The 16,494-nt window shown below is 32.1% G+C and carries 14 protein-coding genes; 4 read left to right on the forward strand and 10 right to left on the reverse strand.

Annotated features, from left to right (window positions below; translation table 11 throughout):
* The first annotated feature begins 2 nt into the window (after nucleotides 1-2).
* From dusB to KFE69_08950, 3 genes are read left to right on the forward strand one after another with little or no spacing between them, the layout of a single operon-like run.
* The gene (gene dusB, locus KFE69_08940; protein ID UTW41631.1) at nucleotides 3-1,010 is read left to right on the forward strand and encodes a tRNA dihydrouridine synthase DusB; all 1,008 of its coding nucleotides are present in this window, start codon (nucleotides 3-5) and stop codon (nucleotides 1,008-1,010) included.
* Nucleotides 1,007-2,578, forward strand: coding sequence for a bifunctional phosphoribosylaminoimidazolecarboxamide formyltransferase/IMP cyclohydrolase (purH, locus tag KFE69_08945; protein ID UTW41632.1), 1,572 nt, complete (start codon nucleotides 1,007-1,009; stop codon nucleotides 2,576-2,578). Before dusB ends, purH begins: the two co-directional genes overlap by 4 nt.
* 13 nt (nucleotides 2,579-2,591) lie before the next feature.
* Nucleotides 2,592-3,614: a glucokinase gene (locus tag KFE69_08950; GenBank protein UTW41633.1), complete on the forward strand. Its 1,023-nt coding sequence runs from the start codon at nucleotides 2,592-2,594 to the stop codon at nucleotides 3,612-3,614.
* A 173-nt stretch (nucleotides 3,615-3,787) separates the two neighbouring features.
* Here the strand turns inward: KFE69_08950 and KFE69_08955 are convergent, their stop codons facing one another.
* The 5 genes from KFE69_08955 to KFE69_08975 form a co-directional block, all read right to left on the reverse strand.
* Complete coding sequence (locus KFE69_08955; GenBank protein ID UTW41634.1) at nucleotides 3,788-5,053, reverse strand: DUF21 domain-containing protein; 1,266 nt, start codon at nucleotides 5,051-5,053, stop codon at nucleotides 3,788-3,790.
* Nucleotides 5,054-5,123: 70 nt separating this feature from the next.
* The gene (locus KFE69_08960; protein ID UTW41635.1) at nucleotides 5,124-7,157 is read right to left on the reverse strand and encodes a protein kinase; all 2,034 of its coding nucleotides are present in this window, start codon (nucleotides 7,155-7,157) and stop codon (nucleotides 5,124-5,126) included.
* 189 nt (nucleotides 7,158-7,346) lie between these two features.
* Nucleotides 7,347-8,156 (reverse strand): hypothetical protein, encoded by an 810-nt coding sequence (locus KFE69_08965; GenBank protein UTW41636.1) that lies wholly within the window; start codon nucleotides 8,154-8,156, stop codon nucleotides 7,347-7,349.
* A 236-nt stretch (nucleotides 8,157-8,392) separates the two neighbouring features.
* On the reverse strand, nucleotides 8,393-9,697 hold the full coding sequence (locus KFE69_08970) for a transposase (protein UTW41637.1): 1,305 nt from the start codon (nucleotides 9,695-9,697) through the stop codon (nucleotides 8,393-8,395).
* A 412-nt stretch (nucleotides 9,698-10,109) separates the two neighbouring features.
* Nucleotides 10,110-11,051, reverse strand: a complete 942-nt coding sequence (locus KFE69_08975; GenBank protein UTW41638.1) for a hypothetical protein — start codon at nucleotides 11,049-11,051, stop codon at nucleotides 10,110-10,112.
* A gap of 302 nt (nucleotides 11,052-11,353) precedes the next feature.
* Between KFE69_08975 and KFE69_08980 the strand changes: the two genes are divergently transcribed.
* Nucleotides 11,354-12,109 (forward strand): hypothetical protein, encoded by a 756-nt coding sequence (locus tag KFE69_08980; protein ID UTW41639.1) that lies wholly within the window; start codon nucleotides 11,354-11,356, stop codon nucleotides 12,107-12,109.
* Between the two features lie 12 nt (nucleotides 12,110-12,121).
* Here KFE69_08980 and KFE69_08985 read toward each other — a convergent pair whose 3' ends face one another.
* From KFE69_08985 to KFE69_09005, 5 genes are all read right to left on the reverse strand, one after another.
* Nucleotides 12,122-12,982 (reverse strand): hypothetical protein, encoded by an 861-nt coding sequence (locus KFE69_08985; GenBank protein UTW41640.1) that lies wholly within the window; start codon nucleotides 12,980-12,982, stop codon nucleotides 12,122-12,124.
* A gap of 145 nt (nucleotides 12,983-13,127) precedes the next feature.
* Nucleotides 13,128-13,487: a hypothetical protein gene (locus KFE69_08990; GenBank protein ID UTW41641.1), complete on the reverse strand. Its 360-nt coding sequence runs from the start codon at nucleotides 13,485-13,487 to the stop codon at nucleotides 13,128-13,130.
* Nucleotides 13,488-13,652: 165 nt separating this feature from the next.
* Complete coding sequence (locus KFE69_08995; protein UTW41642.1) at nucleotides 13,653-14,513, reverse strand: hypothetical protein; 861 nt, start codon at nucleotides 14,511-14,513, stop codon at nucleotides 13,653-13,655.
* 174 nt (nucleotides 14,514-14,687) lie between these two features.
* A complete protein-coding gene (locus KFE69_09000) occupies nucleotides 14,688-15,482 on the reverse strand; it encodes a hypothetical protein (GenBank protein UTW41643.1) in 795 nt (264 codons plus the stop codon).
* Between the two features lie 142 nt (nucleotides 15,483-15,624).
* Nucleotides 15,625-16,455, reverse strand: a complete 831-nt coding sequence (locus KFE69_09005; GenBank protein UTW41644.1) for a hypothetical protein — start codon at nucleotides 16,453-16,455, stop codon at nucleotides 15,625-15,627.
* Nucleotides 16,456-16,494: the final 39 nt, after the last annotated feature.

Below are 16,494 nucleotides of genomic sequence, written 5' to 3' on the forward strand. Positions count from 1 at the left end.
CTATGATCCAAATCGGCCCGTATACGACACCTAACCGCTTAATTTTAGCACCAATGGCAGGTGTAACTGATCAACCATTTAGAGTGCTTTGTCGTCAATATGGCGCAGGTTTAACACCTTCTGAAATGGTCTGGTCACAAGGCCATCTCTATAAAACTAAAAAAACACAAAACCGTATTACCCATGACGGTGAACCAGAGCCTATCATTGTACAGATTGCTGGTGGCGATCCTCAAATGTTAAAAGAAGCAGCATTGTTAAATATCAAAGAAGGCGCTCAGATTATCGATATTAATATGGGCTGCCCTGCTAAAAAAGTATGTAATAAACTTGCTGGCTCTGCTTTGATGCAAAATGAAAAATTAGTTGCTGATATTTTAACTACGGTTGTAAAAAGTGTCGATATACCTGTAACACTTAAAATACGTACAGGCTGGAATACAAATAATAAAAATGCATTAACAATAGCTAAGATTGCAGAAGATGCTGGTATTCAATTATTAAGCATACACGGACGTACTCGCTGTCAAAAATATACGGGTTTTGCTGAATACGATACAATTTCATTGATCAAGCAATCTATTTCAATTCCAGTCATTGCCAATGGTGATATTGATAGTGAAGAAAAAGCTAAATATGTACTCGAGTATACGAAAGCTGATGGCATTATGGTCGGCCGTGCTGCACAAGGCAGGCCTTGGATTTTTAAACAAATACAGCACTATCTTGATACTGGAGCGTATTTAGCTGAACCCGCAAATAATGAAAAATACCAACTAATGAAACAACATTTAAATAATCTACATCAGTTCTACGGTGATTATATGGGCATCCGTATTGCGAGAAAACATATTGGTTGGTACTTAGATACAATCAATGACTATCAACAACAAGCCAAAGCATTTAAACGCCAATTTAACCGCCTGGAAACTACTGAACATCAATTTAATGCATTAGCATCATTTTTTAATGATTTAAACAACCTCAATCAACATAAGGTCCCTTTATGAAACCAATTAAACGCGCATTACTAAGTGTCTCTGATAAAACAAATATTGTTGAATTTGCCAAAACCCTGGTTGATCTTAATGTAGAAATTATCTCCACTGGCGGCACTGCCAAACTACTTGAACAACATCAAGTGCCAATGATTGAAATTTCAGAGTATACTGGCTTTCCTGAGATGTTCTCTGGCAGAGTAAAAACGCTACACCCTAAGGTTCATGGTGGTATTCTTGCACGTAGAGGAGTTGATGATCAAACAATGAATGAATATGATATACCGCCAATTGATCTAGTTGTTGTTAACCTTTATCCGTTTAAAGAAACGATTAAGCGTAATGATGTAACTTTTGATCTGGCAATTGAAAATATTGATATTGGTGGCCCTACAATGCTTAGAGCTGCAGCTAAGAATCATCAAGATGTCACTGTTATTTGTAATCCAAATCGTTATGATGAAATCACTCAAATGTTAATAAATCAAAATGGTAAGCTCGATGCAAGCACACGCTTTATGCTTTGTTGTGAAACATTCGAGCATACTGCAGCATATGACGGCGCTATTGCTAACTATTTAGGTAGTTTATCCGATGAGTCAGAAGAAATTAACAATCAATTCCCACGTACTTTAAATTTAAATTATCAAAAGCATTCTGATATGCGCTATGGTGAAAATCCACACCAAAATGCTGCACTATATGCAGAAAATGAATTTATTGAACCTTCTTTATGTAAGGCAACACAGCTAAATGGTAAGGCATTATCTTATAATAATATTGCCGATACTGATGCTGCGCTATCTTGTGTCAATGAGTTTGAAAAAGATGCCTGTGTCATTGTTAAACATGCGAACCCCTGTGGTGTTGCTGAAGCTGATTCAATCTATGATGCCTATTTAAAGGCATTTGCTTGTGATTCTACATCAGCATTTGGTGGTATTATTGCATTCAATCAAAGATTAGATGCAAAAACAGCTAAACAAATTATAGATAACCAGTTTGTTGAAGTGATTATTGCGCCAGAAGTTGAACCTGAAGCAGTAACAATTATAAGTAGCAAAAAGAATGTGCGCTTATTGGCTTGTGGTTATCCAAATAAAAATAACAAAAATGCATTTGATTTTAAAAAAATTCAAGGTGGACTATTAATTCAGGATAAAGATCAGCAGTTATTTAATGAAAATGAATTAAAAATAGTTACCAATCAATCACCAACAGATACACAAATGAATGATTTATTATTTGCATGGAAAGTGGTCAAGCATGTAAAATCAAATGCAATTGTCTATGCTAAAAACAATCAGACAGTCGGGATTGGTGCAGGTCAAATGTCACGTGTATTCAGTTCAAAAATTGCTATTGAAAAAGCACAACAAGCTAATCTTTTATTAGAAAATGCCGTTATGGCATCTGATGCCTTTTTCCCATTTCGAGATGGCGTTGATCAAGCAGCTGAAGCCGGTATAAATGCTATTATCCAACCTGGTGGTTCAATTCGCGATCAAGAAATTATCGACGCTGCTAATGAACATAATATTGCTATGGTATTTACCTCAATGCGCCACTTTAAACATTAAAGGAGAAGTTTATATGATTATCTTATCTGGTGATATAGGTGGAACAAATACACGTTTAATGCTTGCTGAATTCAAAAAAACTTCCCGTTCAGAAGCATCATTTATGAATCAATTAAATATATTATTTACACATACTTATCATAGTGCAAATCACAAAAGTTTAACTGATGTAATTAAACTATTTCTAAAAGATGCCAAACTAAAAGATAAGTTAATATTTTCTGCAACTTTTGCTGTTGCAGGCCCTATTGTTGATGGCTCAGTCCAATTTACGAACCTACCTTGGCTTGTCAAAGAAGAAGAGCTTAAAGAAACATTAAAAACTGAGCGTGTTAAATTAATCAATGACTTTGAAGCCATCGGTTATGGTATTGAGACATTAGAATCTAAAGATTTATGTACCTTACAAGAAGGTAAAATAGATAATGATAACTTAGTGGCTGTCATTGGCGCTGGTACAGGCCTTGGTGTTACATTTCTTTATCAAGATGACAAGAAACCACGCGTTCAACCCACAGAAGGTGGGCATGCTGACTTTGCACCAGTTGATGATGAACAAGTAGCACTTTTACAGTATATGCGTAAAAAGTTGCATCGTGTATCTGTTGAACGATTTGTTTCAGGCCCAGGCTTAGTTAATATTTATCGCTATGTAACTGATAATCCATTATATAACCAAAAAGAAAACCCAGAATTAAAGCGTAGTCTTTACTTATCTGATAACCCCGCTGCTGAAATTGCCAATTTTGCTCATATTCATGGCGATCCAATGGCACTACGAGCCATTGATATCTTCGTTAAAATATATGGTGCATCGGCAGGTAACCTTGCATTAACTACTTTACCTAAAAAAGGCTTATATATTGTTGGTGGTATGGCTCCAAAACTATTATCACAATTATCTGATGGCCGTTTTATCAATACGTTTTGTGATAAAGGTAGAATGAATAAATTAGTTAAATCAATTCCTGTGCATGTAGTACTCAACACCGATGTGGGTATTCAAGGTGCGACAATTTATGCTTCAAGATTGTAGCTATTGTAAAGAATAAATATAACTTTATATTAAATACCCCGCCTGCTTCTTAAATCTGCTTCAATTTGAAAGAAGAATTGTGTAATTAAAAACACCCCGTCTGCTTCGCAGTCACCCATCTAAAATTAGAGGGGAATTTAAAATTGATTTATATATTATTTACATCTTTATATTTATTTTAACTCTTCAACAAATGAATAAATCCTAGCCTTCTCAATAATATTATGACTTACTTTAGTCACTTCAATCATATGCCCTTGAACTTTAATACAACAAGGTGCTGAAGGAATTGCTTCTAAGTGCTCTGTAATTAAACCTGATAATGTATTTGGACCCTTAGTTAACAATTTTAAATTTAAATGACGATTTAACTCTCGAATTGTTATACTACCAGCTACTAGATAGGATTGATCTGATAATTTAGTAATAAACTCAGATGGCTCAAAAGTATCGGCAAATTCACCGACAATTTCCTCAATAATATCTTCAACCGTTACAATACCCTCAATTGCACCATACTCATCAACAATAATACCAAAACGCTCACCTTTACTTTGAAAGTTTAAAAGCTGAGTCTGTAATGATGTTGTTTTTGGAATATAATACGGCTCTTTAATTAATTTTAAAATATCAGCTTTAGTAATACCGTGTTTATGACTATATTGCATTAAAAAATGATAGATGTTTAAAATGCCAACAATATTATCAATATTGTGTCGATAAGTAATTACTTTTTTATGTGAACAACTAAATATATCTTTGACAAGATTATCAACTGACTGATTTAAATCAATTGCTTCAATCTTTTTTCTTGGTAGCATTACATCTGATACTGTCATTGTTTCAAGCTCTAAAATACCCAAAAGCATATTTCTATATTTTCGCGTTAATATTACGTTCGCTTCAGCAATAACTGAGTAAAGCTCATCTTTAGTGAGTCGATCAATTACATTTGTTTTTGGTATATGAATACCAAAGAGCTTTAAAAGTGAATTAGATGATAAATTAGCTAACCAAACTATCGGATATAAAAGCTTTAATAAAATTTTTAAAATTAAAGATGCTGGAAATGCAAAACGCTCTGGATAAATAGCAGCTAATGTTTTAGGCATAATTTCTGCAAAAATTAAGATCACTAATGTTAAAAAAACGGTAGAAATTAAAATACCTATTTGCCCAAACCAACGTTCAGCTAATACAGTAGCTAACGCCGCTGCTAGAATATTAACAAAAGTATTACCTAATAAAATAATACCTAAAACTCTATCTGGACGCTTTAAAAGCTTTATCGCTCTTTTAGCACCTTTATGTTTATTTTTTGCTAAATGGCGTGCTCGATATTGATTTAAAGACATCAATGATGTCTCAGAACCAGAAAAGAAGCCATAGCAAATAATTAGTATAAAAATAAAAGCTAATATAATAATATCTATTGTCATCTAAAGCGCATATTTAATTTAACCCTCCATAAGTATATCAAAGTACATAATTAATAATTTTTCAAATATGCTACATACATAACGTACTTTCATTAACTGATATTTCTTTCTTAAAACCATTTAAGACTTGATGCGGTTTACTATAAAGTGCTTCTATATCTGGGTCTCTACCTCCCATAACATAACTTGTCCAGCCAACACTTGTATTTTTAGCTTTATTAAGTCCATTGGCAAAGATTTGAATAAAATTATCTATAGATTCTTTAAAATTTCCAGCGGTTAACTTATCAACTACTTCTGCAACATGACTTGGTACATAATAATAACTTTTGCCATTAAAGTTAACAGTTTTTCCTCCGTAGCCAACATATCCTTTTGCCTTATTTTGAGTAGCATTAAGCACTTTTTCAACCAATTGAATATTTAAATCATTGAGAACTTCAGAATTACTTTTAACGCTTTCAATAAAGAAAAAGCTGTTATCAGTCAAACTGGGGATCGATGTATTACCTAGTACTTGAGTAGTTTGATGATCATTTTCTAGTTTATGATTTGGTTGGCTATGCTTTAGATCTAATTGAGTACTCTCTGCTATTTCATTTTTTACTACCTCGCTTTCTACTTTCTCTTCTTCTAATAAAGCATCTTTACTTAATTGATCGGCTGTTTCTAATGGCTCAGCTTTAGTTTTATCTTGCAACGAAAATTCTCTTGATACTTCTAAACTATGAAAACTTACATTTTCAGAGTCCGTTAAACTAGCTTCATCATGGGTAACTTCTTGGGGTAAATTTGCTAAAGTTTTTGCTAACTCCATTTGCATCAGGAGCATTGGTCCCATACCTGGGCTATGTAGTAAATGATTTTGTAAAAATAGCCTTCCTGGATGCAATGGAAACATTGGTCTTTTAATTATCATATCTTGTATAACTTTTAAATTTTCCATTACTTGTCTTTGCTCTTGTAGGGCTTTTTCTTGTTGCTCTATTTGTATTTGCCTTTGCCTTTCAGTTTCAGCTATTTTTTCTTGTTGTTGCACTAAAGCTTCGATCACTTGTTCAGTTGTAGGACGTTCATCTTTTGGTTTTATTATGGCATCTAATAAAACTTGATTTGATAAATAAAAGCTAGGATCTGACTGATATATTAAATGCTTTTCGTTTAAAAACTTATTTAACTCATCATTTATCTTAGCCAACCTCGAGGATATAGGTAATTCTTTACCAATATTTTCTATTCGTACATGATCTTGAGGAAATTTTAACTCAATCTCATGTAACAAAAGCGATTTAACTAAAGCGTATAAATCTGTTGAAGCTGAATAATCAGGTCCATCTGTTTGTAACACTTCAGGTGCCATCATTAATGGTGAGCCACAGTATTGTTTATCAACTTCATCTTGTGATACGGCAAACCCATAATCTATCAAAGTTACCTTACCACTATCATCTTCAGTAATATTAGCTAATTTTAAATCCCGATGTAAATATTTAGTACTTGTCTTTGATAACTCTCCACTATGAAGTTTTTGTAATTGTTCAAATGCTTTGATCGATGTTGCAATTGGAATAGTTTGCTTGTGATATTTTTTTTTCAAATCTTTAGGGTTATTTTCATATGGCATTACCATAATAGAATCCCCCCCACCTTTACCTACTTTACCAATATATTGTTTTGAAACAGTCGTATAGGCTAAACCGACATCAAATGCTATTTGTTGCTCTCTTTTAGATCTTTGTATTTCTTCAACGGTTCTACTTTTACTAGGTTTATGCTCAATTTTATGTAATGACTGTTCTTGTTGTTCATTTTCTCGAATAACAACTTTTCCATACTGCCCTTTTCCAATGAGCGCTTTTACTTTCTCTTCATGATTGGGTAATGCCCATATTTGACCACCAGCTACAATAAATGAATGATCAAAAGTTATTTTTTTAGTTTGCCCATCTTCATCTTGATATTGATATTCTTGTGGCTGTTTTACCCTACCTATTCTATGAACATATCGACTATATCGATGTTTTAATTTCGTACCTTCGGGCTTATCTTTTAATAGGATATTAATTGCTTTCCACTGTTCAGCTGATACATTAATGACACCCATAATAATCAAATCCTTAATTATTAATTTCGTATGGTTAATTTAACGCTAATCGCTTTATATGTCACCGTTAATAACCGCTACAAACAGTGATTTATAAGGCTTTATTTCAAAATTTATATTAAGAGATTACCTGCAATTAATAGATTACTATACAAACAAAAAAAAGTTTTATTGCAAAATCTAATATTATTAAGATTCATCCAAAGTCCATGGACAGACTGTGTCTTTAGAAGTCGTTTGAGCGCAAGTAAAAATAAGTTCATCACCTTCTTCTATTCGCTCAATCGATGAGGGACAACTGACTTTGCCCCACTGAGCTTTACAAAAACCTTCTGTTTTAGAAAAGTGTATTTCACAATACTTATGGTAATTAAAATGAATATAACCTTGATCATCTAATGGTACTATTTTACCATAACCATCAGTCACTGTTAGATTTCCTAAATTTTTTAATGCCTCTGGTTTAACTGTACTTGAATCATCAACATAGCCAACAGTTAACTGAGTTGGATACATTGGATCACCATAGGTTTTATGCCAATGAGCAAATGTTTCCCAATAATCATCTTCATAAGTCTCTACATATTTAGTACTTGATGAAGAACAATCAACATTATTACAAGTTGCAGCTGAAACATACATAATCTGATTAACTGATGGATCACTATTCGTATTATCTGTTAAATCAAACCACAAATATTTATTATAAGTATAATGATGCGTTTTATTATTGTCATAATTAGGATCTTTATAAGTATCATCACCAATTTTATCTCGATCAAAATTCCATTTATAATGATACGTATAGGTATTACTACGATATATTGTTGAAATCTTAAAATCAATATAACCACCATCACACTCTAAATCTTCTGCTTCCGTGAAATAAGCAGTTCTTCCAGAAGCCACTTTTAAAGGTAGATTATACTGCTTATCAGAATCATAACAGTGATGCTCTACATCATAAATGGTAATTATACTTCTTAGATTATTATGCACATAGAAACTGCGATTACTATAATAATGCTTTGGCCCTTTATCTGCATAGCTAATAACTGGAAAACTATATAAATACCAGCTATTCCCGCTTAATTTTTCATTTAATTATTAATTCCATTAGCATTCTCATTGACAATACTTACCGCTACAGCATATGCACCGTATATTAGATTTTTATGTCTCATTAATAAATAACCGGGTATAGTTAAAAACACGATGTTCATGGCAAAATATAATTAACCAGTGTCGATGATCAATTGGGCTTTAACTTTTCCTGATAGGTGTAAATATAGCGCTTCCCAACTATTAATCTGTGCTATAAAAAAAGCACTTCTTATTCTGTCCCATAAACGACTTCTTGTCTCTAATTTTTTTAATGCCGACTTAAATAATGGACAGCATAGTTCTTGAATTTGATCTACCAAAAATGCCAATAGCATCAAAAAGCCAAATACTGTACATAAGTTGTTTGCTCCATGACCAAAATTGTGTTCAAAATTATACCCTTGATTTTTTAATGTATTAAATGTCTCATTTTCAATTTTCCAGCGTGCACGTGCTCCTGTCATTATTTTAAATACATTGTTTGAATTAAGATCAAGGTCTGTCACCCAAGTAAAATGCTGTACTTTACCTTTTTTATTTGTCTGTTTATAAGACAAAAAGTTAACCTTAATATCACTTCTAGTTTCATTTAATTCAGCTTGATTAACCCACTCAAATTCATGTTTAACACCCTCTAGTGACATCGACAAAAACTCGGATTTACTTGCTTTAACCCAGTCAAAAAGCCAGGTATGATCACTTGGTTTTACTCCTAGAATATAATGAATATTATGTTTGTTTAGGTCATCAATATGAGGGCCATTGGCATATAAGGCATCTTCAACAAAAATCATTGCTAAGTGCGGGTGTTCTTGGCGAAGACGTTTAATTAAACGTTTCGCTGCATTTCGCTCACAATCATTTTTCTTTGTTCCATCACTTTTAATAATTGGCTCAGGCGCTAATGGAATCACTTGCTTTATATCAGGATGTACAATCGAAGCACACAACATTTGATGATAATAAGTTTTTGTTCCATTACGGTGATGTTTTACACAGCAATTATCACAATGCACTTCATGTGATGAAAACATCCCTGTGCCGTCACTGGAAATCAAATAATAATCATTATAAAAACAATATTGCTCTAGAACTTTACCTCTTTGTAGATTGCTTAGTAATGCATTAAATGACTGACGTAATTGAAGATAATCAATTTCATCTAAACGTTCACGTAAATATGTATCACATGGCACTTTTTCAACTTTATATAATGAGCTAATATTATTTTTAACCAAACTGCCCTCTGATCGCATATCTTTATCAAATTTAAGTAATGAAGGATACTTCATTCCAAATACTGCCATGCCACACATCAAACAATCAACAAGTGAGTAAATGCTGGATGACTTCCTATCAGTAGCTTTTGCAAAGCTATTTCTTAATGTGTGTAATAAACCTGGTATAGATAGATGTTTTTTAAATTGATTGTTCATTGTAAAATAACTAGGTTACGAAAAATAAATATATGATCGGTCTAAAAGTCTTTATTTGCAACCCGTGTCATTAATAGCGGGAATTGCTGTATAAATACAACAAAATTGACATCATTAATATATATTTTATTAGTCTCATTATCACAACCCCAAAGCAACACTAATACTAGCTATCTTAAGTTATTTAAAATTTGATACATTATGAATAATTTATGCAATAAATACAATATTTTATGTAAAATTTATGATTATATTTTAATGTGACAATAAATATATATAAAGTACAATTAGTTTAAATATTTATTTTATATTAGATTTATTCATATTTTAAGTTTATACACTAAATTTCAGTTTTAATAATATATTTAATAAATTTAGTAGCCTATACCGTTTACTTCTTTAGCCAAATAAATTATGAATAAACATCAGGTCCTGGTTGAGGTTGAGGATTGTTATCTTCAGTTGTCCAAGGGCACACAGAGTCTCCTTTACCTGTTTGAGCACAAGTAAAAACAATTTCGTTAGTACCACTTTTCACATATTCAATTGAAGAAGGACATGTTAAAATCAAATTTTTAGTCTCGCAGACTTGTTGGGTCTTAGAAAAGTGAAACACATAGCTTTTTAACGTGTTTAATGTTACATAACCTTGCCCATCGGCATCAATAGGATTGCCATAGCCGTCAGTTACAGCAACAGCTCCTAATTGAATTGATACAAATTTAACTGACTCATTGTTACCATTAGGATTGCCAACTGTTATATCAACATCCATTGGCTTAAAGTGATGATCAATCGAATCATAATAACCTGCACCTGGAGTTGAACCCTCTTTAGCAAGTGTGGTAATCAAACAAGCTCCTGTTACTTTAGTACCAGATTGCTCTTGACAGTCTGAATCATATATACCAGGTTGCCCATCAGTTACATCCGTTTGATGAATACCTACTTCCCATTTTTTTAAGCCATACTCATCATCATCAGATGAATAATTACCATCATCATCTAACGGGGTTCTCTCATAATGAAATTCCAATTGGTACTCTCCTTGACCATCAGGCATCTGAGCAGTTGCTCTAAAGTCCATATGCTTTTGACTGTTAGCGCAAGGTATCCCTTGATTATTTTCATACTCTGAGAACGATAGTGATGTATGTGCTTTAATAGTTGCAGGAAGGCCCTGCTGTTTATCTGTATTAAAACAGTGGTTATTATAATTGTTTACAGATAAGTCATAATCTGTATTATTATGAATTGTGAAACTATCATATACCTTTGCATCTGCTAGAGCTGAAATAGGCAAAATGACTATTAAGATTGGCAAAACCAACCAATGTACTTTATTTATTTTCATTATTTAAACAACCCCTGATTTTATAAAATCAATAATCAATCATAATCTGATAATGTAAATATTATGTTTTTCTTTTAATTTATTCAATATATTTAATGTAAATTTTTCATAAAATATTGCATATATATTGCTTTTATTGACAAATATTAAATTAAATGCATACAATCTTTTAGATATGGATATGAAATTTAACAATAAAGGGAGTTGTTGATATGTGCTATCTTGTAAAAGTCATTATATGCTTATTTATTATAATACCCACATATACTTTAGCGCTTAATAACGATAAGTATTCGATGTATATGACCAATACTTTAAATGTCGATCTTGATATGAATGAAACGAGCAATCACTGTATTCATAATAGAGATTATAGTCAACTAGATGATGGTCATATACTTCATGCACATACTAAAGCTATGATTAGTTTTAAGTCTGACTGTGACACAGGCGAAAAAAGGTTATATCTTAAATTTACTGCACTATTAGATGAATCTAAAGAGCTTCCAGATAATACCTATAATTTTATCATGGAGTTCCACCATAAAAACAATACGCCTTGGCAAACTAAAATAGAAGATGATGGAGACCCAAGTGTTCCCTTTGCAGTAATTGATGCCCAGTGTAAGCAAACAGGTAAATCAGACTCTAAAAATTGTCTAAATACATGGGCTCATGTTGAATTTGATGAAACCATTACAGTTACTTTTGGTGTTCGACCTCTTGTTGATGGACAATATCGATTTGATACATTAAATTTAGGTGAAGTTAGAGTCACAACGGCTTATGGCAAACCTGTCCAATATGATCCAATATCTCATGCTGTAGATTTAAGAGCTCAAGATGGTAAGTATGATATTAGATTTAGCAAAACTCAAAGAGCATGTAAAGTAAGAAGTGGTGAATTAATTTGCCCAACTTCCATTGATTATTATTATACAGTTGTTCCATATGAAGAATTTGTATTTGCTTGCCGTCAAGCTGAGTCCAATGACACTGTTTGTCCTTGGACAACTAAGCATAATGATAATGGTCAATGGCAGTATGCTGGTTATTAATATACACTAAAACTAATGATAGCCTGTTGCAACAAAGCCTTGATTGCCATTAGTAGCACTATTTGCGCTTGACATAACCCATGGACAATTAGGATCACCTGACTCTAGCTGTGTACATGTGAATACTGCTGTACTACCTTGGTAAGTAAAATCAACTGAAGACGGACAATGAAACATACCTTTTAGTGCGGTACATTTTGCTTGAGATTTAGTAAATCGAATAATATATTTTTCATCATACTTTAAGTCTACTCTGTTCGATAAAGGATCAGAATAAACCGGTTTGCCAAAGCCATCAGAGACAACAACATCACCTAACTGTAAACTCTGTAACTCAATACTATATTCAGCACCTGGAGCAGATTCAATTCTAATAACTAAGTCCATATTACCTTCACTATCACGCCATTTATTTAAACAATCTTTTCCCTTACAAAGCGCTTCTGTTAATGAAAGCATCGTTGTATCTTTATGATCAATTTCATACATTTTAGTTGCCCACGGTAACTGATTTTCATGTCGCCATCTGACATAAAAATCATAAGTTTTGCCTTCAACTTTTGCATCCCCTAAGTGAGGGTCAATCTTAAATGTAATCTTTTTCTGCTTATTCAAACAAGAGAAAAGTCCAGCATTATCATCAGTAAAGGTATAAGTTGCTTCACCATATTCAGCATTTCTTGGTTTAGCTGGAATGACTTTAGGTCCATCAGCACGTTTAATACATTGTTTACTCATTCCTGAAACAGTAACTGGTACCGAAAGCGTATTTCTAACATACAAGGTATAATCTGCTTTAGCATAACTCGATAAAGGTATAATACTTAACGGTATAGTTAATACAGATATAGAAATAAATTTCTTAAAATTCATTATAATGCAACCCTCAATTATTTACATTTATCAAATAAACTATAATCTATCTACAAACTTATCATGTCTGATAATTGTAGCGCAATATTTTACGCATAAAATATTTATAAAATTTCTTATATTTAATTTATTTAAGTTAAATATTCTAAGTCACAGCCCAAGGACAACTTGAGTCCCCAGAATGTGTTTGAGTACACATAAAAATGACCGTGTTATTCGTATAAACAAAGTCAATTGAAGAAGGGCAATTAATAATCCCTTCCATAATCGTACATACCGATGAAGTTTTTGTAAAACGAATAAAATAGTTTTGATCATACATTATGCCAATATAATTCGTTGATTCATCTATACTTGCTGGCCTACCATAACCATCAGTAACAACAACCTCACCTAATTGAATAGAACGAAAGTTATATTCACCATCATAAGCATAACTCAATAACGGAATTAATAAAAATATAATAGATAATTTCAATTTTGAAATAAACAATTTTAAACTCATTGCAAAGCAACCCCAAAGTAATCAATAATTTATCAAGCCAAATATACTAGTTTTTTAAAAAATATCATGTCTAGTAATTGTATTGCAATATTTGCAACATAAAATTTATATAAAATATTTTTCTCAACTTTTAGCTAAACGCTGTTAAATATCATTAAATTGTCATTAACCTGTAGTAGCCCATGCACAACTAGGATCTCCCCTATGTGTCTGAGCACAAGCAAATACAATTGTATGACCTTGATCAAGATAAGAATACTCAATAGAAAAAGGACAGCTAATTAGCCCTTCAATTATTGTACATACTTCCTGAGATTTAGTAAAATGAATCACATATTTTTGATCATATGCTAGATAAATTGGACTATTGGCTGTTAATCTAGTTGCTGGCTTACCATATCCGTCTGTAACAACTGCATCACCAAGTTGTATGGTGTTAAAATTATATTCACCATCATAAACACTATCACTATCTGGATTATCTTTTACCTCTATGAAATCTTCACTACCATCTCCTTCTTGACTGGCCCAATCATTACCCCAGCAAGTACTTGTATATCCTGATTTTGCCGAAGTACAGCTAGCATAATCCACATTTAATCTACTTGAAGTTGAATCTTTTTGATACATATTAGTAGCCCAACCAGAACCATTACCAAATGCAAAAGCTCTATTTTTATGTCTCCATCTAATATAATATTCATACTCAGCACCACTTTCTCCAGATAGTCCCATTTTAGCAGTTATTTTAAATGTCATTTTCTTTTCACCATTACTACAGCTTCCTGTCACAATGGAATATGCTTTTTGGCGATATGTATTAGCAGGAATCGTTACAGCTGTCCCCCCAGTGCTAGACATACACTTTGAATCCGAACTAAGTCCTTCAATAGTAATCGGTACATTAAGCCTATTTGTTACTGAAATCCAATACCTTTTATTACCATCAGCAAAAGAAAGTAATGGTAAAACAAATAATGATGTAAAAATCATGATATATGAGAAATTAAATTTGTTTAGATTCATTGTAAAACAACCCCAAAGTGATCAATATTTATTAAGCCAGATTTTGAATATTTGAGGTATACTAACATGTCTGATAATTTAAAATCAATTTTTGAAGCATAAAATTATTATAAAAATTTTATTTATTGTTTATATTTACAAATGAAGAAATGTCATATTCCTAAATTTAGCTATCTAATGATAGCCCGTTACTAAAGAATCATTTATCGTACTACCTATCCTTTGATTTATCCAAGGACAGTTTGAGTGCTTGGAGTCAACTTGCTGACACATAAATACCAGATTTTTATAATCATTCATAAAAAATCCTTTAATACTGTCATTAGAACAAGAAAGTCCATAATATCCACCTAGATGATCGTATTTTATTTTACAACTGGTACCAATAGAACTAAATGAGAATATGTACAAATCTTCTTCATTTAAGACAACCTTTTCCTCTGTATGAGGCTGATGATTAATTTCAATATTCATTCTTCCCAGACCTATTGAGTCTGGTTTCATTGCATAACCATTAGTGCATATAGTTAAATTATATCTAACCGTTAATCTTTGAGGAACGCCCATTTCTCGCCCATGCTTGCTATAATTATTCAATCCCTCATCTAAACCTTTTGTATCATCAAACCCATGTGTATGCCAATAACTCCATTCCCATTTACATCCATCCCACCAATTTCCTTTTGCTTTACCATCAAATTCAGCATATTCATTTGCAATACCGTCAGTAACTCTTAATGTTCCTTTACTAACTGTTGCAGAGGCAACTTCACGCTCTTCACCTGGTTGAACAATTTCTACTTTTTTCTCACCTATACCCTCATCATTAACTATTACTTCCAATGGGAATGGGCAAGAATTCTTCATTTTTATTGTATTTATAGTACTGCATTTAAATGCATGTGAAATAGCAGGTACTGTAAATAACAAACACAACTGTGCACATAAAAATACTTTATTAAACTTCATAAACTGCAACCCTTAATTAATCAATATTTATCAAACCAGATAAATTTTTAAACTAACCAAAAGATAACATGTCTGATAATAATTTTGCAATATTATAAAGATAAAACAATTATAAAATTGTTATAAATATTATATAAATTAATTATGCTTCAATCGTCCATGGGCAGGTTGAATCGCCTAATTCAGTTTGGGCGCAGGCAAAAACTACATCTTTATCATAGCTGATAAAATCAATTGATGAAGGACAGGTTATTAATTCATCTTTTATCATACAATAGGTTGATATTTTAGAGAATCTAACATAATAAGTTATACCCTCTCTAAACTCGATAGAATTAGTTAACGGTTCTATTGGTATAATTTTTCCAAATCCATCAGTTACAACAGCATTACCTAAATTAAGTGTATCTATTTGATATTCATAATTAGTTTCTTCAACTGTTGCTTTAAAGTTAGAGCCACCATCAATCCAACTAGAACAACCAATCCAATCACTGCCACTTTGACATAATACATTAGTATAAGTTAATACATTACTTGAGTAGCTATCATCTGTAAACGTGGTCATCATTGTTTCCCAATTACCATCATTTTTATCATGAATCCACCTAAGATAGGTTTTATAGTCTACTCCATCTAATGGCTCTATACCTTCTGAACTTAAAAGGGCTCGAGAAACCAAATCAAATCGCTTACTATTTCCACTACAAGACCCTGTATCTTCATCTTTAAGATAAAGATTATAAGTATTACCAGGTGCAATATTAACTTGAAAATATGTTTCAATATTATGAGTACCACCTTCATCTTCAATTTGTTCCATACACTTAACATTCGTAGCACTAATTTGAATTGTCACATCTGTATTATTTGTAATGTACATATTGTATTCAGAGTTTGCATAAACAAATAATGGAAAGTTAAATATAGATAAAATCAAAATAATACGCGACTTTAAATTTTTTGTATTCATTTTTTACGCAACCCTAATAATTAGTTATTATTAATAAAT

The sequence above is a fragment of the bacterium SCSIO 12844 genome (assembly GCA_024397935.1).
GTDB lineage: Bacteria > Pseudomonadota > Gammaproteobacteria > Francisellales > Francisellaceae > M0027.